Source organism: Pseudoalteromonas sp. AS84 (genome assembly GCF_038900255.1).
Classification (GTDB): domain Bacteria; phylum Pseudomonadota; class Gammaproteobacteria; order Enterobacterales; family Alteromonadaceae; genus Pseudoalteromonas.
Map to the genome: position 1 here is coordinate 156,236 of NZ_JBBMQY010000008.1, position 21,912 is coordinate 178,147.

The 21,912-nt window shown below is 39.4% G+C and carries 19 protein-coding genes; 16 read left to right on the forward strand and 3 right to left on the reverse strand.

All coding sequences use genetic code 11. The features are described from left to right. Positions 1-71: 71 nt before the first annotated feature. A complete protein-coding gene (locus WNY79_RS10690) occupies positions 72-638 on the forward strand; it encodes a phosphoribosyltransferase family protein (RefSeq protein WP_007377478.1) in 567 nt (188 codons plus the stop codon). Between the two features lie 48 nt (positions 639-686). On the opposite strand, the gene WNY79_RS10695 is transcribed toward WNY79_RS10690, so the two are convergent. After that, positions 687-1,343: a Crp/Fnr family transcriptional regulator gene (locus WNY79_RS10695; protein WP_342875836.1), complete on the reverse strand. Its 657-nt coding sequence runs from the start codon at positions 1,341-1,343 to the stop codon at positions 687-689. 288 nt (positions 1,344-1,631) lie between these two features. Between WNY79_RS10695 and WNY79_RS10700 the strand changes: the two genes are divergently transcribed. Next, positions 1,632-1,868, forward strand: coding sequence for a YgjV family protein (locus WNY79_RS10700; protein WP_002962663.1), 237 nt, complete (start codon positions 1,632-1,634; stop codon positions 1,866-1,868). A 533-nt stretch (positions 1,869-2,401) separates the two neighbouring features. Here WNY79_RS10700 and rdgC read toward each other — a convergent pair. Beyond that, the gene (rdgC, locus tag WNY79_RS10705; RefSeq protein ID WP_024599872.1) at positions 2,402-3,319 is read right to left on the reverse strand and encodes a recombination-associated protein RdgC; all 918 of its coding nucleotides are present in this window, start codon (positions 3,317-3,319) and stop codon (positions 2,402-2,404) included. Positions 3,320-3,431: 112 nt separating this feature from the next. After that, positions 3,432-5,201 carry an ATP-binding protein gene (locus WNY79_RS10710; RefSeq protein ID WP_024599871.1) on the reverse strand — a complete coding sequence of 590 codons (1,770 nt, stop codon included), beginning with the start codon at positions 5,199-5,201 and terminating at the stop codon, positions 3,432-3,434. Between the two features lie 363 nt (positions 5,202-5,564). On the opposite strand from WNY79_RS10710, the gene WNY79_RS10715 reads away from it, so the two are divergent. From WNY79_RS10715 to WNY79_RS10780, 14 genes are all read left to right on the forward strand, one after another. Then, on the forward strand, positions 5,565-5,933 hold the full coding sequence (locus WNY79_RS10715) for a response regulator (protein WP_007587152.1): 369 nt from the start codon (positions 5,565-5,567) through the stop codon (positions 5,931-5,933). Between the two features lie 228 nt (positions 5,934-6,161). Further along, positions 6,162-8,579: a bifunctional aspartate kinase/homoserine dehydrogenase I gene (gene thrA / locus WNY79_RS10720; protein WP_342875837.1), complete on the forward strand. Its 2,418-nt coding sequence runs from the start codon at positions 6,162-6,164 to the stop codon at positions 8,577-8,579. Between the two features lie 9 nt (positions 8,580-8,588). Then, complete coding sequence (thrB, locus tag WNY79_RS10725; protein WP_342875838.1) at positions 8,589-9,524, forward strand: homoserine kinase; 936 nt, start codon at positions 8,589-8,591, stop codon at positions 9,522-9,524. Positions 9,525-9,535: 11 nt separating this feature from the next. Beyond that, positions 9,536-10,819 (forward strand): threonine synthase, encoded by a 1,284-nt coding sequence (gene thrC / locus WNY79_RS10730; RefSeq protein WP_342875839.1) that lies wholly within the window; start codon positions 9,536-9,538, stop codon positions 10,817-10,819. Positions 10,820-11,088: 269 nt separating this feature from the next. Then, a complete protein-coding gene (gene glyA, locus WNY79_RS10735; protein WP_024599866.1) occupies positions 11,089-12,345 on the forward strand; it encodes a serine hydroxymethyltransferase in 1,257 nt (418 codons plus the stop codon). 368 nt (positions 12,346-12,713) lie between these two features. Next, complete coding sequence (nrdR, locus tag WNY79_RS10740; protein WP_002961761.1) at positions 12,714-13,163, forward strand: transcriptional regulator NrdR; 450 nt, start codon at positions 12,714-12,716, stop codon at positions 13,161-13,163. A 164-nt stretch (positions 13,164-13,327) separates the two neighbouring features. After that, positions 13,328-14,452 (forward strand): bifunctional diaminohydroxyphosphoribosylaminopyrimidine deaminase/5-amino-6-(5-phosphoribosylamino)uracil reductase RibD, encoded by a 1,125-nt coding sequence (ribD, locus tag WNY79_RS10745; protein WP_342875840.1) that lies wholly within the window; start codon positions 13,328-13,330, stop codon positions 14,450-14,452. 27 nt (positions 14,453-14,479) lie between these two features. After that, positions 14,480-15,133: a riboflavin synthase gene (locus WNY79_RS10750; RefSeq protein WP_024599864.1), complete on the forward strand. Its 654-nt coding sequence runs from the start codon at positions 14,480-14,482 to the stop codon at positions 15,131-15,133. Between the two features lie 29 nt (positions 15,134-15,162). After that, positions 15,163-16,275: a bifunctional 3,4-dihydroxy-2-butanone-4-phosphate synthase/GTP cyclohydrolase II gene (ribBA, locus tag WNY79_RS10755; protein WP_076925320.1), complete on the forward strand. Its 1,113-nt coding sequence runs from the start codon at positions 15,163-15,165 to the stop codon at positions 16,273-16,275. Between the two features lie 101 nt (positions 16,276-16,376). Further along, the gene (gene ribE / locus WNY79_RS10760) at positions 16,377-16,841 is read left to right on the forward strand and encodes a 6,7-dimethyl-8-ribityllumazine synthase (RefSeq protein ID WP_002961753.1); all 465 of its coding nucleotides are present in this window, start codon (positions 16,377-16,379) and stop codon (positions 16,839-16,841) included. A gap of 15 nt (positions 16,842-16,856) precedes the next feature. Beyond that, positions 16,857-17,267: a transcription antitermination factor NusB gene (gene nusB, locus WNY79_RS10765; protein ID WP_024599862.1), complete on the forward strand. Its 411-nt coding sequence runs from the start codon at positions 16,857-16,859 to the stop codon at positions 17,265-17,267. A gap of 45 nt (positions 17,268-17,312) precedes the next feature. After that, positions 17,313-18,287, forward strand: coding sequence for a thiamine-phosphate kinase (thiL, locus tag WNY79_RS10770; RefSeq protein ID WP_024599861.1), 975 nt, complete (start codon positions 17,313-17,315; stop codon positions 18,285-18,287). Next, complete coding sequence (locus WNY79_RS10775; protein ID WP_024599860.1) at positions 18,284-18,769, forward strand: phosphatidylglycerophosphatase A; 486 nt, start codon at positions 18,284-18,286, stop codon at positions 18,767-18,769. The genes thiL and WNY79_RS10775 overlap by 4 nt, the downstream gene beginning before the upstream one ends. Positions 18,770-18,807: 38 nt before the next feature. After that, positions 18,808-21,894, forward strand: a complete 3,087-nt coding sequence (locus WNY79_RS10780; RefSeq protein WP_024599859.1) for a ligand-binding sensor domain-containing diguanylate cyclase — start codon at positions 18,808-18,810, stop codon at positions 21,892-21,894. Positions 21,895-21,912 lie beyond the last annotated feature (18 nt).

Below are 21,912 nucleotides of genomic sequence, written 5' to 3' on the forward strand. Positions count from 1 at the left end.
TGTTTGAGTTTAATTTTTGCTTAACTCTAAGCTGCGCTCAAATCTTATATCCACCACTGGGGTTTCTAATTATGTCAGATAAGTGCTACATCACAGCTCAACAGCTGCTTGAAGATTCGTTCCGCGTAGCGGCACAAGTATACCAAGATGGCTTTCGTCCTGATTTTATTATTGGTATTTGGCGAGGTGGTGCACCGATCGGTATTGCTGTTCAAGAGTATTACGATTACAAAGGCATTGAGACTGACCACATTGCAGTACGTACATCGTCTTATTACGGTATTGGTAAGCAGTCGAAAGAAATTAAAGTACACGGCTTACATTACATTGTAGAGAACGCAAATGCAGGTGATTCATTACTAATTGTTGATGATGTGTTTGACTCAGGTCGTAGTATTGTTGCATTAAAAGAAAAGCTTTCAGAGCTTATGCGCTTAAACTTGCCACGTGATATTCGTATTGCATGCCCGTACTACAAGCCAAAAAACTCAAAAGTAGACACTGTTCCAGATTATTATATTCATGAGTCTGAAGAGTGGTTAGTGTTCCCGCATGAACTATCGGGTTTAACACCGGATGAAATTATTGCTGGTAAATCTGATCTTGCGAAAATTCATGACATTTTGCTAGAGAAGTAATTAGTAATTTGTATAAATAAAAAAAGGCCGTTAAGGCCTTTTTTTATTTTAAAGCTGATCAAAGCTATCTACATATTCACTTAGCCTTGGAATATCGACGGCTTGTAAGCCATCGTTACTTCTAAGTACCAAGCCTTTTTCTACGAGTTCTGTAACAACGCGTCTGTAAGCTCGCTCAGTGGTAGCAAAGCGTTCTGCTTCAGCATTCACGGTAGGGTAGGCCCTAAGTAGCGTAGGGTTGTTGTTCTCGGCCCTTAGCAAGCAATCTTTAGCTATGTTATAGCTAAGTGGTAGTAATAACTTGTCTAGATTGATTTTTTGGTTTTCCTGAAACTTAGCCGCAATGGTTTGTGCGGTGTATAAGCTCAGTTCTGGTTTTTCAAGTAGCAGAGCACGCCAATGCCTTAATTCAATAAGGTTGTAAGTTACATCGCTAAAGCACGTAACTGTATAAATACATGGATTATTATTTAGCGCTTCTATTTCACCAATAAGGGTATTGTTACAATCCAATTGACCTAACAGCAGGCGTCGTCCATTACCTACGTCGTAACTAAACGACACAGTGCCACTGCGTACAAGCACAAGCTTGCTTAAAGGCTGATCTTGATGGATCAGGACTTCTTTTTTTGATTGTTGATAGCTACTACCGGCAAAGGTTAAAAGCTGATCAACAAGGTAACTAGAAAAATGGTATTGAAACATCAATGTGCTCTTCGGACATTTGTCCTATTTATTACATCTTAATGACGTTAGCATTAAGACACTAAGAATTTACGCTAACTTGCTATTAATATTATTAGCTTTGCTAAGAGTATTATTTTACCTTCATTTCCCGTGTAATGATTTAAGAATTTGCTGGTGTTTTCCGGCAAACTTTTTCAGGTTTTTTAAGCAGGTTAGCTTTTTTATTTCGTTGTAACTTTGCAATACTTATAAGTGCCATAAGCTAGCAGTACATGTAATGCTAACCTAAAGGCTAGGAGAGAACAATTGAGTTGGGAATATTTAGGTTATATTGCATCAGCTTTATTGGTTGCATCGTTAACAATGACAGATGTAGTGAAACTACGTTGGTACAACATGTTTGGTTGTATTGTATTTACTGCATACGGTGTTGCCATTGGCGCAGTGCCTGTTATTTTTACCAATGGCTTATTGTCGCTTGTAAATTTATACCACATTATAAAAATATATCGCCAACCTAAAGTTGAAGACGCTAAAAGCTAAAATAAGTTATCTGCATAAAGTAAGTTAATGGTTTTAATTAAAATCAAAAACTTCAGTTTTTGTGCAGTCCAGCTTGAAGCGTATATAGATAACTTCACACCACTTTATATAACTTACCTTGATGATCCTTTGAGCCATTCTGTAACCTCCTATTTGAAAGGTGATCACCATAGGTTTTAATACGTCGAACGTTAGCTAATACCAACCTGCATAAATATTTGATCAATTTAACGAATTAAATTGCACTATAACGTCGTTAAAAATTTTTTACTTAGAACAACTAGATACAAAAATTTTTGCCTAGTTCTAGCGTAATTTTCTCAACGTTAAATAGACCCCGTATATAAGCAGATTGGTATAAACTCTGTTCGCGGTTAATAAATATATAAATAAGTGCTTCAAAAAATTCCATAAAAAAATCCGATAGCAGTAAACTGCTATCGGATTTTTATCTGTTATAACAACCTGCTTATATATGGGGCTATTTAACTCGTTAAATATTTACGCAGGTTGGTACTATGGTATTTAGGTATTTACGCTTTTTCTAAATCTTCAACGTCACCTAAGCCAGCAGTTAGTTCTTCAAGTAATTGCTTTATCTCTTCAGAAGCTAAAATAAAGTCAGCATCAAGTTTTAAAGCCATATCTTCTTTAGGAATATCTGCGTTTTCTTCTTTTAGAGTTTCAGAGTAGCTTAAACGTTTGATAGAGCCATCGTTTTGTAGCATAAACTTAAGACGCTCTTGCCAATCAAGTGCAAGTTTAGTTACGCGTTTACCACTTTCTAAATGCGATTTAACTTCATCACACGATAGGTCATGACCTTTGAGCTTTACTTGTGCGCCGCTGTCGTCTGCTTCTTCAAGTTCAGCGTCTGAGCCAATAGCAAAGCCTTCTGGTGTACTAAAGTTAGTTAACCAATCAGTTAAAAACACATCTAAATCGTAGTTAGCAAACGCAGGTACAACCGGAAGCGTTCCTAGCGATTTACGAAGTAGTGCTAGTAGCTCTTCTGCTTTATTAAAGCTGCCACTATTTACAACAACCCAACCGTTTTCTTGGTCAATAAAGGCAAATTGTAAGCTCGACTTTTTAAATGCTTGAGGTAGAAGAGTATGAAGAATGTTTTCTTTTAATTCGTCTTTTTCTTTCTTTTTAACTGGGCGGTTTTCTTCAGCTTCTATCAGATCAACTTTCTCAGCGACTAGTTCGTTGATAACAGAAGCAGGGAGTACTTTTTCTTCACGTTTAGCGCAAACTAAAATACTTTTTTGAGAAAAGTGAGCTAGCGTTTCGCCGTGTTTTCCAAATGCTTTTGTCCAACCAAATGTTGCAAGCTCTTGACCAGTACATGGGCGAAATAAATCTTGCTCTAATGCTTTATCAAAATCTTCTTGAGTGTATGAAACGTCTTGCTTAAAGCGGTAACAAATAAGGTTACTAAACCACATAGGGGAATTGATCCATTTAAAAATTTGTACAATCATAGCAATAAAAACAGTATCTCGAAATGACTGATTTGTTACCGTTGAATATGAACAAATTTAACGCATGTAGTTTTATTTATTCATATTTATCAAAAATAGGCAGTGGCTTAGCCATGTTCTTCGGAAATTGAATATAGTAACGCAGACCTCTGCCTGGTTCACTCGTTGCATCAATCGATCCACTTAGGGTTTGCTTAACTAAATTAAGCATTATATGGGTACCTAATCCGCTACCGCCTTCATCGCGCTTGGTAGTAAAAAATGGGTCGAATAATTTTTTCAATTGCTCGTTGGTAACGCCATTCCCATCATCTTTGTAATCAATAGTTAAATTGGTGTCATCTGCGCTGATTTTAATATCCATTACACCGTTACTTTTACCTTCAAAGCCATGAATAAGTGAGTTCATAATTAGGTTAGTAAAAATTTGGCTTATAGCCCCTGCGGGTAAATTTAAAACTAAATCATCTGGGCATTCTAATTTTATAGTATGAGATGTCTTTTTTAATTTTGGGTGTAGTGAGCGTATGACTTCGTTAGTGTAATCTTTGAAGTTAATTGTTCTCACTGCCTCACTGGCCTGATCGACCGCTATTTGTTTAAAGCTAGCAATAAGTTCAGAGGCTCTATCTAAATTAGTTGTTAGTAAGCTAGCGCTTTGCTTAGCTTCGTTAATGAATTCTTCTAGTGCTTTTGGCGAAAGCGTTTTTTCGGTATAAGCGTTTTCGAGTTTATTTAAGCGTTCTTGTAAAAATGATATTGCCGTTACACCTATACCAATAGGGGTGTTTATATCGTGTGTAATACCTGCGACAAGTCCACCTAGCGCGGCCATTTTTTCTGTGCCTAATAAACGTTCCTGTGCAAGGCTCAACTCTTCTATATAACGCTGAGATTCAGTTTGCTTTGTAATTAGTTCTTGTTCTGTACTTCGGCGTAAATCAACTTCTTCTGTGAGTACAATTTTTTGTTTTTCGAGTTCGTACTTTTGCTGCTGTAAATCCATCATTGCTTGGCTTAAATTTGATGTTTTACGGGCTACATCTTGTTCAAGTTGTATGTTGTGCTGATCGAGCTTTTCGTTACTTATAATGAGTTCTTTTTGGGTGTGTTCCAGCTCTTTTCTATACTGAACTACTTTATCAATTAGTTTGTTAAACGACTGCTCCATCACTTTTAGTTCGTTATGCTCCTCTGTTTCTATTTCTATGTGTTGACCTTCTAGCTCATCCAGTTCTAAATTTTCTAGCTGCTCAGTGAGCTCAGCTAAAGGGTCTGTAAGAAGTTTTCTAAATGCCATTAAAAATAAAATGATCAAAAAAGTGGTTTTAATCATTGCGTTACCAATCAAAAAGTAGATTGATACCATAATTCGGCTAAAAACAACTTCTCGACTTGAGAATAAGGTAACGTCGCCAACTTGGGTTGCACGGCCTGAAAATTCGAAAATAAGTGGAAAGGTATAACCAAATAAACCCGATTTACTATCTTCTAAAATTACTTCTTCTTGTACTAATTGTTGGTTATATAGTTTATGTATATCGAGCGAACGTCCTAGCTGTGAAATAATTTCACCGCTGTCATCTCGAACTATAATCCCTTCAATCATGGGGATGGCGAGTAGACCTTCTGCTGTTGTAATTGTTTGCTTGGTATTAAGTTCCCAAATAGCGCGTGTTAAGCTGCGACTAAAGGTTTTTTGTAATGTACTCAATTCATCACGGATATAGTCTTTAGTATTAACGTATTCAGCAAGCACTTGTCCGCAAGTCACTACAAAGGTAAGCAAAAAATAGACGGATAAAACGCTAGTCAGCAGCTTCTTAGAAAGACTTTTTTGTAACATGAGTGACTTGTTCATCCTTTATTATTTTTGTAACGTTACGATAGTAATTTAAAAGTTAGTCAATAAACCTCTAAAAATAAATAAAAAAGTTAAAATTTAACAAGATAAGCCCAAAAAGCAGGCGTGTAGCATCAAAGCAATTAAAACAAGCTATGAGTTAGTAAGTTTGTTATCTATTAAGTATTTAAGGTTTTATTGGTATTTGCCTTGGTTAATTATATCTTAAACGGATTTATTCTATATTTATCATTGTATTAAATTATTAATGCGCTGAGTGCTTGGAGGCGTGTTAAAGTGTCTAAAATGCGAAGGAAGGTATTTTAGTAACCTTTTAATAAATTTGATGGTTGTGTAGTAGTAAACATGATGAAATTTTCGATATTAGTCTGTGACGATTCTGCAGTCGCCCGTAAACAAGTTGTGCGGTGTTTGAATGAATGTATAGACGCTCAAATACAACAAGCTACAAATGGAGCGCATGCTCTAGAACTTTTACGGGCACAAAGCTTTGATTTGCTATGCTTAGACCTCACGATGCCCGAAGTTGATGGTATACAAGTACTCGAGACTATAAAAACAGAAAAAATAGAGTGTTTTGTTTTAGTTATTTCCGCCGATATACAAGAGAAAATGAAGCAACGAGTCGCTCAACTTGGCGCAATAGACTTTATCGATAAACCTATCAATAAATCTAACTTAAACGAAATATTGCATAAATTTGGCATTCATTAGGTTTTTTCATGTTAAAAAAGGATGTTTTATCTTTTGATTTAGGGTTGACAGCATAGCCTTTGTTAGGGCAGTCTTAACATATGAAAACAATTAATCGCGTACTGACCATAATTATTACAACCATCATTCTTACTGGATAGTGGCATAGGTCGGTGCAACAAATTTAAAGGCCTGTGTTCACTTAGAACACAGGCCTTTTTTCGTTTTATGGGATGAGGAACATAAACAATGCGAGTTTTAAAATTTGGTGGGTCTTCGCTTGCCGACTATGCATGCTTACAACAGGTAGCTCAGCTAGTTAAAGCACAATTAAAAGATGAAATGTTATTGGTACTTTCTGCTCCCGGTGGAATGACCGATTCGCTAGTTGCACTTGCAAGTGCCGCAGAGCAAGGCTCAGATTTTTCGCAGCAATGGCAAGCATTGGTTAGCCGCTGTGAAGGTTTAAAAGCTGACGTTGAAAAAAGTGGTGTAGTAGTTACAAGTTGGCCAAACTTAGGCGAGCTTAAAAATAAACTAGATGGCGTGTCACTTATACAGTGTTGCCCTGATCAGGTTCGCGCATTTGTGATTAGCTTTGGAGAGCGCGTTAGTGTTTCTTTAATGCAGGCTTTATTGAACTCGCACGATGCAAGATACTTAGAAGCAACCAGCTGTATTGCTTCAACGGGTGGTTATATCGACGCCGAGGCTGATTTAGTAACAAGTAAAGCGCGCTTTCAAGCTGTGCTTAAAGAAAGCCCTGCAACTATTTATATCATGCCTGGTTTTACAGCTAGTAATGATAAAGGTGAGCTTACAACGCTTGGTCGTAATGGCTCAGACTACTCAGCAGCAATTGCAGCAGCATGTTTAGAGGCTGAAATTTGCCAAATTTGGACTGACGTTGATGGCGTATATAGCGCTGATCCTCGTTATATTAAAAAAGCGACTAAAGTAGATTTTTTATCTTATAAAGAAGCGATGGAGCTTTCTTACTTTGGTGCAAAAGTACTTCACCCTAAAACAATTTTACCATGTGCTAAAGCAGGCGTGCCATGCGAAATAAAAAATACGCATAACCCAGATGCACAAGGCTCATTAATTGGTAACGATTATTCATCAGATGAGCCAGTAAAAGCACTTTCGAGCTTACAAGAACTTGCAATGTTGACTGTTTCAGGGCCAGGCATGAAAGGCAAAGTAGGTATGGCGTCTAAGGTATTTAACGCGCTTGCTCACGATAACGTATCAATTGTATTAATCACTCAGTCATCATGCGAGTTTAGCATTAGCTTTTGTGTGCACGAAACAGACCTAGCACTTGCACTTGACGCGCTACAAACTGCATTTGAGCTTGAGTTACAAGCAGGGCTTATTGAGCCTGTACAAGTGCAGCGCAATCTAGCCATTGTTACTTTAGTGGGCGATAACATGCGCGCGCACCGTGGCTTAGCGGCTAAGTTTTTTGCATCTCTTGCACAAGCGCAAGTAAATATTGTGGCAATTGCACAGGATTCTACTGAAAGCGCTATCTCTGCGGTAATTGATGGTGAGTTATGTAACGACGCCGTAAAAATATGCCATGAAAACTTTTTCACGCATGTGCCGTCAATTGATGTGTTTTTACTAGGTTGTGGCTTAGTAGGGCAAGAGCTTATTAATCAGCTTGAGCGTCAGCAAGCGTGGCTTGAAAAACGTAATATTAAACTTAACTTGTATGGTGTTGCTAACTCTCGTCAATTACACCTAGATAGTGAAGGTATTGCTTTTGGCGATTGGCAGCAAAAATTGGCCTCATCTGAGCAAGCATTTGATTTAAAACTAGTAGAGCAGTTTGTTAAGCAAAATCATTTAGTAAATCCTGTACTTGTTGATTGTACGTCGTCGGATGCACTTGCTGCGCAGTATGTAGACTTTTTAAATGCAGGTTTTCATGTGGTTGCTGCCAATAAAAAAGCAACAACAAGCTCATACACGTATTACCAAGATTTAATTGCAGCAACGCAAAAGAATAATCGTAAATTTTTATACGAAACAAACGTAGGTGCAGGCTTACCAGTAATCGACAACTTACAGTCATTATTTGGTGCGGGTGATGAGTTATTAGAGTTTAGCGGTATTTTATCAGGCTCACTTTCGTATATGTTTGGCGCACTTCAAGATGGTTTATCACTTTCTGAGGCAACTATTAAAGCCAAAGAAAGCGGTTTTACTGAGCCCGATCCTCGTGATGATTTATCGGGTACCGATGTAGCACGTAAGTTATTGATCATTGCTCGCGAAGCCGGTATGAAATTAGAGTTAAGCGATATTGAAGTTGAGTCTGTATTACCACCAGGTTTTGCACAGGGCGATAGCGTTGATGAGTTTATGGCAAAACTACCAAGCTTAGATACTGATTTTAACAAGCTTATCCAAAGTGCTGCTAGTGAAGGCAAAGTACTTCGCTATGTAGGCACAATTAAAGAAGGCCACTGTAAAGTAGGTATTGAAGCTGTAGATGCCAAACATGCACTTAGTGTCATTCGTGATGGTGAAAACGCGCTGGCTATTTTAAGCCAATATTACCAGCCACGTCCGTTTGTAATTCGTGGTTATGGCGCTGGCTCAGAAGTAACAGCCGCAGGTGTATTTGCTGATATTTTAAAAACGTTATCGCGCTAGGAGATCGTTATGATTGAAGTATATGCTCCTGCGTCTATTGGTAATTTTGCAGTAGGTTTTGATGCACTTGGCGCAGCACTTGCGCCAATTGATGGCAGTTTATTAGGCGATGTAGCCGTTGTAAGGGCAGCACCAAGCGACGAATTTATTTGCACAGGCGAGTACGCTCACAAGTTACCAAGTGATGCTAATGAAAATTTAGCGTACCAGTGCTTAGTGCATTTTAGAGCGCATGTTGCGCCTAATATGCCAAGCGTAAAGCTCGAGCTTAAAAAGAACTTACCAATTGGATCTGGACTTGGTTCTAGTGCGTGTTCGGTTGTGGCTACTTTTGCTGCCCTTGATAAGTTTGCAAAAACTAATTTAAGTCAGGTTGAGCTTATTGAACTGATGGCTGACTTTGAAGCAGTAGTAAGCGGCGGTCGTCATTACGACAACATCACGCCATGTTATTTAGGTGGTTTGCAGTTAACTGGTGATTTAATTCCTGATAAATCAATTGCACTGCCTGTTGATGAAAACTGGTACTACGTTGCTGCGTTTCCAGGTTTTTCGCTTAATACCGCAAAAGCGCGCTCTGTTTTACCAAAAGAGTTGAGCATGCATGCAAGTGTTGAGTTTGCTCAGCGTTTATCGGCGTTTAGTAGCTTATTGTTAACTAATCGTTTTGACGATGCGCTAAGCATAATGAAAGATGAAATAGCAGAACCTTACCGCGCACCGCTTATTAAAGGTTTTAGTGAAGCCAAAGCAAGCTTGCCAGCGCTGGGCGCTGAAATAGTCAGTATTTCGGGCGCAGGACCCACCTTGTTTAGCGTATGTAAAACACTTGAAGCTGCACAGCAATGCGCGCAGTGGTTAGAAACCAATTACATTAACGAGCAAGGCTTTTGCCACATTTGTAAATTAGATAACGACGGCACGCGTCAATTAACAGTTTTATAGGATAGGTAGTCATGCAATTACATAATTTAAAAGATAGCTCACAAAAAGTGTCGTTCGTTGAAGCCGTAAAAACAGGTTTGGGTCGTAACCAAGGTGTATTTTTTCCAGAATCACTAGCCCCACTGTCCGATGTTGATGCATTGCTTGATATGGACTTTGTTACGCGCAGCGGCAAAATATTATCTCACCTAATTGGAGATGAGCTACCAAGCGATACTGTGGCACAAATGGTTAAAAATGCATTTAACTTTCCCGTTAAGCTGGTGGAAGTACAAGAGAACACATACTGTTTAGAGCTGTTTCATGGTCCTACACTTGCGTTTAAAGACTTTGGTGGTCGCTTTATGGCAGAGTGTTTAACGCAGTTTAATAAAGATGAAAAAGTAACTATTTTAACAGCAACATCGGGCGATACCGGTGCAGCTGTAGCGCATGCTTTTTACAATAAACCAAATATCGACGTAGTAATTTTATATCCTAAAGGCAAAATTTCACTTGCTCAGCAAAAGCTATTTACTACGCTAGGTAACAATATTCATTGTTACGCAGTTGAGGGCAGCTTTGATGATTGCCAAGAGCTAGTTAAAAATGCCTTTTTAGATGAAGAAGTTAAATCGAAACTTGGGCTTAACTCAGCTAACTCAATTAATATTAGCCGTTTAGTTGCTCAGGTTTGTTACTACTTTGAAGCCATTGCACAGTTACCGAAAGAAAAACGCGCAACAGCGCATATATCAGTGCCTAGTGGTAACTTTGGTAATGTGTGCGCCGCAATGATTGGTGCGGTTATTGGTTTACCTGTAGGTAAATTAAGTGCAACAACAAACCAAAACGATACTGTGCCGCGCTTTATGCTTGATAAAAACTGGACGCCAAATGCAACACTTGAGTCGCTTTCAAATGCGATGGATGTAAGTAAACCAAACAATTGGCCGCGTGTACAAACAATGTTAGATAATAACTGGTTTAGCTACGATAATTTTTATTCAACAAGCGTAAACGAGCAAGACACGCAAGCCGTGATGAAAAAAATTCAACAAACTGGCTATATTGCAGAGCCTCATACTGCTATTGCTTACCAAGGTCTTGTTGAAAATCGTGCACCTGGTGCCGCGGGTATCTTTTTAGCGACCGCTCATCCTGCTAAGTTTAAAGAAAGCGTAGAGGGTATTCTAAATATTGAATTAGGTATGCCAAAACCACTTGCTGATGCACTAGCAAAACCATGCCTAGCAAGCGATATGAACGCCGATTACGACGCGTTACGTACCGAAATACTTGATAAACTAGGCTAAGTTAAATTACAAGAAAAAGCGGCTTGAGCCGCTTTTTTTATAACTTTAAACGGATGAATACATTTAGTTATATTTACTAATTAAATGTAGTAAATATAATTCATTTAAAATTATTATGGCTTTATAAAAAAATATCATCTTAAAAGGGCTGTGAAATAGTTTCAATCCCTGTTTAAATATCCTCAACTTAAGAGCGTAGGCAAAGAGTCGTTTAAAGCGTACAATAAAGCCTCTAAAAAACACCATACACGTTGCCCTAGGAGACCCCAATGTTAGAACGTAGCATGAATATTTCGGATTTTGATCCAGAGTTATTTGACGCGATAACCAAAGAAACTGCTCGCCAAGAAGAGCATATCGAACTAATCGCTTCAGAAAACTACTGTAGCCCACGCGTACTAGAAGCGCAGGGTTCACAGCTTACAAACAAATACGCAGAAGGTTACCCTGGCAAACGTTATTATGGCGGTTGTGAGCATGTAGATGTTGTTGAGCAATTAGCAATTGACCGTGCTAACGAATTATTTGGTTCTGACTACGCTAACGTACAGCCACATGCTGGTTCGCAAGCAAATGCAGCTGTTTTTCTAGCATTATTAGATGCTGGCGATACTGTACTAGGTATGAGCTTAGCTCATGGTGGTCACTTAACTCACGGTTCTCACGTAAGTTTTTCTGGTAAGCTTTACAACGCAATCCAATACGGACTAGATGAAGCTACGGGCGAAATTGATTATGCACAAGTTGAAGCACTAGCACTTGAGCACAAACCAAAAATGATCATTGGTGGTTTCTCAGCGTACTCAGGTATTGTTGATTGGGCTAAATTCCGTGAAATTGCTGACAAAATCGGTGCTTATCTGTTTGTTGATATGGCTCACGTTGCGGGTTTAATTGCGGCAGGCGTTTACCCAAGCCCAGTTCCTCATGCACACGTTGTAACTACAACTACGCATAAAACACTTGCAGGCCCTCGTGGTGGTTTGATTATTTCTGCATGTGGCGACGAAGCAATCTACAAAAAGCTTAACAGCGCTGTTTTCCCTGGTGGCCAAGGCGGTCCTTTATGTCATGTTATTGCAGCAAAAGCAGTGGCATTTAAAGAAGCACTTCAACCAGAGTTTAAAGTATACCAAACACAAGTTGTTAAAAACGCAAAAGCAATGGTCGCAGTTATGCAAGAACGTGGCTACAAAATCGTATCTGACAAAACTGAAAACCACTTATTCTTACTCGATTTAATCGACAAAGATATTACTGGTAAAGATGCAGACGCAGCCCTTGGTAACGCTAACATCACAGTTAATAAAAACTCAGTGCCAAACGATCCACGTTCACCGTTTGTAACATCTGGTTTGCGTATTGGTTCTCCTGCAATTACTCGCCGTGGTTTTAAAGAAGCAGAATCAAAAGAGCTTGCTGGCTGGATTTGTGACGTACTAGATAACATCACTGATGAATCTGTACAGGCGCAAGTTAAAGAAAAAGTTAAAGCAATTTGTGCAAAATTACCTGTTTACGCTTAATTGCATAAGCAGCAGTAATTTAGATCACATAGGCTAAGGGCCTGTTTATCTTTCGAGGTTTAATTTGCAGTAGTATGTTTGGTTTTTAGGCAAGGCAGAGTCTATGTAGTGTGGTTACTCCACACAAATAGGCGATAACGCAGCATAAATGCCAAACATGCACTGCCCTCGGGTTCGTTCTAGGGGCGATTTACTCTTTGTTGCTCGGTTTTTACTTAGCCCACTAGGTTACAAACCTCGCGCCGCGATTAAATCGCCCCTAGATAGAACAAATTTAATCCTGAAAGGTCAACAGGCCCTATTTTTTTGCTAAGATAAAAGACCGCTATTTAGCGGTCTTTTTTGTTTTAAAACGGAAGTACCGAGCTATGCATTGTCCATTTTGTACCGCAAAAGATACTAAAGTTATTGATTCACGCCTTGTTGGCGGAGGCCATCAAGTTCGCAGGCGTCGTGAGTGTAACGACTGCCACGAGCGCTTTACTACATTTGAAGGCGCTGAACTGGTTATGCCTCGTGTTATTAAACAAGACGGCAGCCGTGAACCATTTAACGAAGATAAATTATTAAATGGCTTAAATCGCGCACTCGAAAAGCGCCCAGTGAGCACAGAGCAAGTAGATGAAGTAGTGAATATAATAAAATCGCAACTACGCGCAACGGGTGAGCGAGAAATTTCAAGCCATTTGGTGGGTGAATGTATTATGGAAGCCCTCAAAAAGCTCGATAAAGTAGCGTACGTAAGATTTGCCTCTGTTTATCGCTCGTTTGAAGATATACGCGAATTTGGCGAAGAGATTGCCCGCTTAGGGGAGTAATACCAATTTTATTAAAACATGATCATTCTATCGCATTAAATAGCGCACTCACTGCGTTAAAAATTATTTATATAGAATAACTATATGTCATAATTTTCGCCTTGTTATTACGCTATCTTCTTAGCGCTATAATAGAACACTTATTTAACGCAATTGGTATAACAATGCAAAGCCAAACTACTTTTACCGAACATGACGAAATGTATATGGCACGCGCCATAGAACTTGCCAAAAAAGGCGAATTTACTACCACGCCTAACCCTAATGTTGGCTGTGTATTAGTTAAAAATAATCAAATAATTGGCGAGGGTTTTCATCAATTAGCAGGTCAAGGCCATGCAGAAGTAAATGCTCTGGCGATAGCGGGTAATAATGCACAAGGTGCAACGGCTTATGTAACGCTTGAACCTTGCAGTCATTATGGGCGTACGCCACCGTGTGCTGAAGGCTTAAAAAAGGCGGGCGTTGTAAAAGTAATTGCCGCTATGGTTGATACAAACCCACAGGTTGCGGGCAAAGGCCTTAAAATACTGAGCGATGCCGGTATTGAAGTTGCTTACGGATTACTTGAATCACAAGCACGCGCACTTAACGTTGGCTTTTTTAAGCGAATGGAGCAAGGCTTACCTTATGTGACCTGTAAAATGGCAGCAAGTATAGATGGTAAAACAGCACTTAAAAATGGACAAAGTAAGTGGATCACAAGTCCAGCTGCTCGCCAAGACGTACAATTATACCGAGCGAAAAGTTGCGCTATTTTAACTGGTGCCGACACCGTGTTAGTAGACGATGCTAAACTTAATGTGCGACTAAGCGAGTTGCCTTGCACGCTACCTACCAATTTACCGCTTCGCCAGCCCGTGCGTGTTATAATTGACTCTCAAAACCGTTTAACGCCCAACCTTGCTTTATTTAAAATCCAAAGTGATGTAATAATATTTACGACTAAGGTTGATAAATCATTGCAATGGCCGCATTTTGTAAAACATATTGAAGTAAGTGAAAGCAATGGCAAAGTTGATTTACAGGCTGTTTTAGAAAAGCTTGGGCAACTAGACTTTAATAATGTTTGGCTTGAAGCTGGGGCAACACTTGCTGGTAAAATGACAGAGCTTGATTTAGTTGACGAGTTTGTTTTTTATTTGGCGCCTAAATTAATGGGCCATGATGCAAAATGTTTAGTTAATTTTCCTGAATTGACGAGTATGCAAAACACCGTTGATTTAACATTTAATGAATGTGCGCGCATTGGTGACGATTTACGTATCACCGCGTTAAAAACTCATTAAAATCACTTAATAAAAAAGAGTAGCGCTATGTTTACTGGGATAATAGAAGCCACAGGCAAAATTGCTTTATTACAAAAAAAACAAGGCGACTTAGCCATTCGTATCCAAAGTGCTGATCTTGATATGAAAGACGTAAAGCTAGGCGACAGCATTGCAACCAATGGCGTTTGCTTAACCGTAGTTGATAAACATATTGACGGTTTTAGTGCTGATTTATCTAACGAGACGATTGGTTTAACCGGTTTTGCTCACTATGCTTTAGGGCAAACGGTGAATCTTGAAAAAGCCATGCAACCTGTATCGCGTTTGGGCGGTCATTTAGTGTCTGGCCATGTTGATGGCATAGCAACTATTACAAGCATTACAGCAAACGCTCGAGCAACAGAATATTGGCTTACAACCGAAGAAAGTTTAATGAAATACATTCCGTACAAAGGTTCGGTATGTATTGATGGTATAAGCCTGACAGTAAACGCTGTAGAGGGCAATAAATTCAAATTAACAATTGTCCCACACACGAGTGAGCAAACCACAATTGCTCATTTTAAAGTAGGTACCCAAGTTAATTTAGAAGTCGATCAAATTGCACGTTATTTAGAGCGCCTTATAAAGGGTGCAGAGCAACCAACGGGCTCTGATATTTCGATGAGCTTACTCGCTAAAGCGGGTTTTATTAAATAACGAAACTGACAACTTACACGAGCAAATTTATGAATTTACACAGCGCGCAAGAAATCATCGATGATATTAAAGCCGGTAAAATGGTTATTTTAATGGATGATGAAGATAGAGAAAATGAAGGCGATTTAATAATAGCTGCTGAGCATATTAGCGCAGAAGCGATTAACTTTATGGCCACTCATGGCCGTGGTTTAATATGTTTAACCATGACGCAAGAGCGTTGCGAGCAACTTGATTTACCGTTAATGGTTAAAAACAATGGTGCTGCATTTTCGACTAACTTTACAATGTCGATAGAAGCATCAAAAGGTGTTACAACCGGTATTTCAGCTGCAGATAGAGCGCGTACAGTACAAGCGGCTATAGCTAAAGGCGCAGTCCCAAGTGATATTGTTCAGCCTGGTCATATTTTTCCTATTATGGCACAACCTGGTGGCGTGTTAACTCGTGCAGGACACACTGAAGCAGGTTGTGATTTAGCGCGTTTAGCTGGGCTTGAAGCATCATCTGTTATTGTTGAAATACTTAATGCCGATGGCACCATGGCACGACGCCCTGATTTAGAAGTTTTTGCGAAAGAGCACGGTATTAAAATTGGTACTATTGCTGATTTAATCGAATACCGTAACTTAAACGAAACAACAATTGAGCAAGTTGCAAAATGTAAGTTACCAACTATTCACGGTGAATTTGATTTAGTTACTTACAAAGACACAATTGACGGCCAATTACATTACGTTTTGCTTAAAGGCGATATAAAAGAGCAAGAGCCGACAAATGTACGTGTACATTTGCAAAGTACCTTTAACGATATTCTACTTTCAGATAGAAGTGCTGACCGTAGTTGGGGCCTTTCAGAAGCAATGGCTTATATTGCTAAAAATAAAGGTGCTTTAGTTATTTTAGGTAAACAAGAAAGCACTGAAGAATTAGAGGCGACTGTAAAAGCATTCGCAGCAGCTGATGCTGGCGAAAGCGTTACGCCACGTAAATTTAAAGGTACATCGCGTACTGTTGGCGTAGGCTCGCAAATACTTGCAGATCTTGGAATTAAACAAATGCGATTAATGAGTCGGCCTAAAAAGTACCATGCACTTTCGGGCTTTCATTTAGAAGTTGTTGATTACGTTGAGCCGCAATAAGCGCTCTGCTTTTAACTAGTCTATTATTTTATTTTTATGGTATGATGCGCAGCAATTTTTGCGCAATCGCAACCGCTTGAACTTATTTTTAGGGTTATCAAATGAAAATTATTGAAGGTAATAAGTACGCTCCAGGCAAGAAGTTTGCCATTGTCATTTCTCGTTTTAATGACTTTATTGGTAGCAGTCTCCTTGCAGGTGCTGTTGATGAGCTAAAACGCACTGGTGGCGTATCTGATGACGACATTACCGTTATTTATGTACCAGGCGCGGTAGAATTACCTTTAGCGGCTAAACGCGTTGCGGCAAAAAAAGAGTATGATGCAATCATCGCATTAGGCGTAGTGATCAGAGGTGGGACACCACACTTTGACCTAGTTGCTGGCGAATCAAACAAAGGTCTTGCGCAAGTATCACTTGAGTATGATATCCCGGTTGCATTTGGCGTATTAACCACAGAAAGCATTGAACAAGCAATTGAGCGTGCTGGCACCAAAATGGGCAACAAAGGCGGCGAAGCTGCTTTAGGCGCGCTTGAAATGGTTAATGTGTTAGATAAAATTTAAGTTTAAGGAATTTTTGTGAAACCAGCAGCAAGACGTAAAGCACGTATCTTAGCACTCCAAGCCGTTTATTCTTGGCAAATAAGTGGCAATCTAATTGCCGATATCGAACAACAAATGTTGATCGAAACAGACGTTACTAAAATAGATGTTGAATACTTTAAAGATTTAGCGACAGGGGTTGCTGTAAATTACAAGCAACTAGACGAAGCTGTATCGCCACATTTAACACGTCCGTTTAATGACTTAGATATGGTTGAGCGCGCAATTTTACGTTTAAGCAGCTATGAACTTAAGTTCCGTGACGATGTACCTTACAAGGTTGCTATCAACGAAGGTATTGAGCTGGCCAAAATATTTGGCGCTGAAGATAGCCATAAATTTGTAAACGGTGTACTTGATAAAGCTGTTAAGCATTTACGCAAGTAAGTAACCGTTAAAGAGGGGAGCCGGCATAGGCCGGCTTTTTTGTGTATGAAGGAATTTGAATTAATTAACCGCTACTTTAAAGGTCGCGGGATCACCCGTCGTGATGTAAACCTAGGTATAGGGGATGATTGCGCTTTAGTAACCGTTCCACAAAACTGCCAACTTGCCGTTACAACAGATACTCTAGTTGCTGGCGTACACTTTTTCGATGATATTTCCCCTCGAGCATTAGGTCACAGAGCGCTTGCTGTTAACTTAAGTGACTTAGCGGCAATGGGCGCTGAGCCAACATGGGTTTCAGTTGCGTTAACCTTACCAAGTATTGACCCACAGTGGATTGAAGAATTTACTGAAGGCATGCATGAAATTGCAGAATACTTTAATGTGCAAATTATAGGTGGCGATACTACTCAGGGTCCATTAACCATCACTATTTGTGCTAAAGGGACTGTTCCAGAAGGGACTGCACTTCGTCGTAGTGGTGCAAAAGTAGGTGATTGGATTTATGTTACGGGTCCGCTAGGTGATGCTGGACTTGCAATTGAATCTCGCAAGCAAGGTATAAATATTGAACCAGAGCATTTAAAGTACTTAAATAAACGCTTTGACTTTCCAACACCACGAGTTGCTGCAGGGCAGGTGTTACGAGGCCTTGCATCATCCGCTATTGATGTGTCTGATGGTTTAATCGCAGATCTAAGTCATATACTAGATATGTCGCAAGTAAATGCAGTGGTAAACATTGAAAGCATTCCGACCTCAGATGCAATGCAAGCAAGCCTTGATTTTAATCAGCAACTTCCATTTATTCTCAGTTACGGTGATGATTACGAATTAATTTTTACTGTACCTGATAGCAATAAAAGTATGCTAGATATAAAACTGCGTCAGTATGGTGTAGATGCAACTTGCATAGGCCAAATTAAAAGTGGCGATGGCCAAATTGAGCTTTTACACAACGGTGAAAAGTTTGATTTTAAGCAGCAAGGTTTTGAGCATTTTGCAAAGGAGCTGGTTTGAACAAAAACCGAAAGTTTAATTTAAAGCGTCCACATCAGTTTTTTGGTCTGGGCTTTGGTACTGGGTTAGCCCCTAAAGCACCTGGTACATTTGGTACATTTGCTGCACTACCATTTATTTTTATGACTATGTATTATCCACTATGGCTGCAAATTGTGTTTGCTGTAGTGATCAGTATATTTGGTATATGGGCGTGTGGTAAAACAGCTGATGATTTAGGCGTACATGACCATCCTGCTATTGTATGGGATGAAGTGGCGGGTTATTACATTACAATGATTGGCGCAGCACTTAGCTGGCAAACATTACTCGTCGGTTTTTTGTTATTTCGCTTTTTTGATATAGCTAAACCGGGCCCAATCCGTATGCTAGACAAGCGAGTACATGGTGGTTTAGGTATTATGGCCGACGATATACTAGCGGGCATTTTTTCGCTTATATGCTTACAGGCGTTAATAAAAGTGGGTTTACTACCCTTTTAATTTTTTATATTTGATTTGTTTAACTAGGTGGCAGCAATATGATGCGATTTTTACTGGTTTGTGTACTGATGTTGTGCGCGACACCAAGTTGGGCTTCAATTACTGATTACGTAGTTAAGCAATGGAATATAAAAGATGGTTTACCTTCGCAATCGCTTAAAAGCGTAGTACAAGACCAGCAAGGATATATGTGGCTTGGTACTCAGTTTGGCTTAAGTCGTTTTGATGGTACAACATTTACAAACTACAATACGCAGAATAGCCCATTCTTGCCTAGTAATGGTATTAATAAACTTTTAGTCGATTCAAGTGGTTTGTTGTGGGTGGGTACCAAAAGTGGTTTAGTAGTTATTAATCCAGCCACATTTGCAGCGCAAGAGTTTAATATTAAAGGTCCAGTAAGAGATATTCTTGAGGACTCTAAAGGCAGCATATGGATTGCAGCCAATGGTTTGTACTATGTAGATAGAGGGCAAGTTGATTTACGCACTCAAGTAAATGGACCCCTACCTATTGTAAATGCTACCGTAATTACCCAAATTGTTGGCTCTGTTAGCCAAATGGCACTCTCTCCTGAAGGTATTTGGCTGGTTAACGATCGTCATTTATTACGCCTTACTAAAAATTCATCTGATTTTTCTAAACTACGTTTAGAACTTACCGCTAAAATATCGTTACCAGAGCGCTTAGCGCAAACCATAGTGCACGATTTATCATTCTTAAATGGTAATTTGTATATAGCCTCTGAGCTAGGTGCATACTTTTTAGATTTAGATGACGAACTAAGACCTTTTCCTTTACCTAATGCAAATAACTCAGCCGTTTATAAGTTTATGAGTGATACCGATGGTGGCTTGTGGGTCTCAACTTACGGGCGGTTATTGTTCAGAGATAAAACTGGTGAGTGGCAATGGGTAGAGCCAAGCCAACTTGATCAAAGCATATGGTTTGCTGATATTTTTAGAGATGATAAAAATAACGTTTGGTTAGCAAGTTTTAGTGAAGGCTTATGGCTTGCCCACGAAGGGCGAGTAGAAAGGCATTCAGCAGTTTCAAATATGACCGAATCTGTTATGGCTATTAGCCAAGCTCCCGATGGAAAACTGTGGGTTGCTAACAAAAGTGGCATTGGTTATTTCGATTTAGATAAAAGTTTTATTAATTTAGTTCCAAGTAGTAAATATGGATACGCGTCAGTACACGATCTCCAATTTGACGGTGAGCGATTATATATAGCCACGGGGCGCGGCTTATTTGTTTTTGAAAACAAGACACTCTATACCGTGCCTGGTCGAGCGCTTCGCGATAACCCGGTATTTGCAATAAGTCGCTCTAGTAAAGGCGGTTTTTGGATTGGCACCGGACGTGGTTTATACCGATTAAATTATGCTGGTTTAACGCCTTTTGCATATAACGCTTTTTTAGGTAGTAAGTTTATTACCTACGTATTGGATAAAACAAATTTTGGTGTGATTGGTACTAGTAAAGGCGCATATTACTTTACGGACCGTGGCATTGAAAAAATTGGTGACCAAACAACACTTGAAAGTGCATACGTAACTAGCGTGCTACATATAGATGGCGTGGGTATTTTAATTGGCTCTCTTAACGATGGGCTTTTTTACAGAAGTACACAAGGGCAGTGGCGCCAACTCGATGCAGCCAATGGTTTACCGTATGGTTCTATATTCAGCCTAGAATATGATGAAAAGTTAAAACATGTTTGGGTAAGCACCATGAAAGGTGTTTACAGAATGCCTGTAGCGCAATTTAAAACAGAGATAAAAAGCTTAAAAGTTGAAGAAGTAATTTCATCTTTTGACCGCCAACTCGATGGTAAAGCGAATCAATGTTGTAGTGGACTAGGGCATGATGCAGTAGCTGACACTGGCAATTCTATTTGGTATCCAAGCTTACAAGGTGTTGTTGAAATCCCTAAAAATGTAGAGCTATTTGGCGTGCTGGCATTAAAGCCAACAATTGAAACAATAACAACACCACTTCGTCATTTAACCACCGCTGCACTTGGTAAAAAACCATCATTAGAGACAGACGAACGTGATATAACGCTTACTTACACTGCTATTGATTACTATGCACCAAACAGTATTGAATTTAGATATAAACTAAGTGGCTTAGATAGTGACTGGCGCTATGCTAATACTCGACGTGAAGCTATTTATACTAACTTACCTCCAGGTTCGTTTTTGTTTCAATTAGAAGCAAAACGCCAGGGTGAAGACTGGGCTAAAGCACAAGAGGTAGAGTACGGTTTTGTAGTGCCTGAGCGCTTTGATGAAACCATTTACTTTAGGCTTTTAATTACCAGTGGCTTTATTTTGCTTTTTTATCTCATTTTTTGGGTGTTTAGAGCGCAAGAGCGCAGAAAACAAGAAGCATTAGAGGGCTTGATCACCGAGCGTACCCTAGAGCTTCGTCAAGCTAATGATAAATTAGGCCAAGTGAATTCACAGCTTAAATTAGTTAGTCACTCAGATGAGCTAACAGGGCTTCGTAGTCGTCGCTTTTTGTTTGATCAACTCCCTAAAGATATTGAACACTTTCAACGTAATTCACAATCGCTGCAGGCACAAGGCAAGTCACTGGTGCTGGTAATTATTAACTTTGATAACTTCAGTCGTATTAACGATGCCTACGGCCCAATTGCTGGTGATAGCTGCTTACAACAAATGGCTGCATTATTAAATTCACGTACGCAGGGCTCTGACTATGTGGCGCGTTGGAGTGGTGATGAGTTTTTATTATTATTACGTGACTTCAAATGTAATAAAATAGACAGCTACGCAGCGGATCTTTGTAAAGTAATCGCGGCTAATTCATTCCAATTACCAAATGGAAAAACAACTAATATTACAGCTTCAATTGGATGGTCATTCTATCCGTTACCACTTCTAGGTGGGCAGGTAATTAGTTGGGAGACATCTATTAACCTAGCGGATATTTCACTGCACCAAGTAAAAAAACGCGGTGGTGATGGTGTTGCAAACATTACGTTTGATGATCAGCTTGATGCATTTGAGTTTGAACAAAATTCTAACGTTGATCAACAATTGGGTATTTTACAAAGCAATGGCCTAGCTGATATTAAAGTGTGGATGCGCTGATCAGCAATATATTTGATA

Bases quoted from the DNA above. Each gene is read 5' to 3' on its own strand.
- WNY79_RS10715 (WP_007587152.1), top strand. From the start codon at position 5,565: ATGATGAAATTTTCGATATTAGTCTGTGACGATTCTGCAGTCGCCCGT.
- glyA (WP_024599866.1), top strand. From the start codon at position 11,089: ATGTTAGAACGTAGCATGAATATTTCGGATTTTGATCCAGAGTTATTT.
- WNY79_RS10780 (WP_024599859.1), top strand. From the start codon at position 18,808: ATGATGCGATTTTTACTGGTTTGTGTACTGATGTTGTGCGCGACACCA.
- rdgC (WP_024599872.1), bottom strand. From the start codon at position 3,319: ATGTGGTTTAGTAACCTTATTTGTTACCGCTTTAAGCAAGACGTTTCA.
- ribE (WP_002961753.1), top strand. From the start codon at position 16,377: ATGAAAATTATTGAAGGTAATAAGTACGCTCCAGGCAAGAAGTTTGCC.
- thrA (WP_342875837.1), top strand. From the start codon at position 6,162: ATGCGAGTTTTAAAATTTGGTGGGTCTTCGCTTGCCGACTATGCATGC.
- ribD (WP_342875840.1), top strand. From the start codon at position 13,328: ATGCAAAGCCAAACTACTTTTACCGAACATGACGAAATGTATATGGCA.
- WNY79_RS10710 (WP_024599871.1), bottom strand. From the start codon at position 5,201: ATGTTACAAAAAAGTCTTTCTAAGAAGCTGCTGACTAGCGTTTTATCC.
- WNY79_RS10750 (WP_024599864.1), top strand. From the start codon at position 14,480: ATGTTTACTGGGATAATAGAAGCCACAGGCAAAATTGCTTTATTACAA.
- nrdR (WP_002961761.1), top strand. From the start codon at position 12,714: ATGCATTGTCCATTTTGTACCGCAAAAGATACTAAAGTTATTGATTCA.
- thiL (WP_024599861.1), top strand. From the start codon at position 17,313: ATGAAGGAATTTGAATTAATTAACCGCTACTTTAAAGGTCGCGGGATC.
- thrB (WP_342875838.1), top strand. From the start codon at position 8,589: ATGATTGAAGTATATGCTCCTGCGTCTATTGGTAATTTTGCAGTAGGT.
- WNY79_RS10690 (WP_007377478.1), top strand. From the start codon at position 72: ATGTCAGATAAGTGCTACATCACAGCTCAACAGCTGCTTGAAGATTCG.
- ribBA (WP_076925320.1), top strand. From the start codon at position 15,163: ATGAATTTACACAGCGCGCAAGAAATCATCGATGATATTAAAGCCGGT.
- WNY79_RS10695 (WP_342875836.1), bottom strand. From the start codon at position 1,343: ATGTTTCAATACCATTTTTCTAGTTACCTTGTTGATCAGCTTTTAACC.
- thrC (WP_342875839.1), top strand. From the start codon at position 9,536: ATGCAATTACATAATTTAAAAGATAGCTCACAAAAAGTGTCGTTCGTT.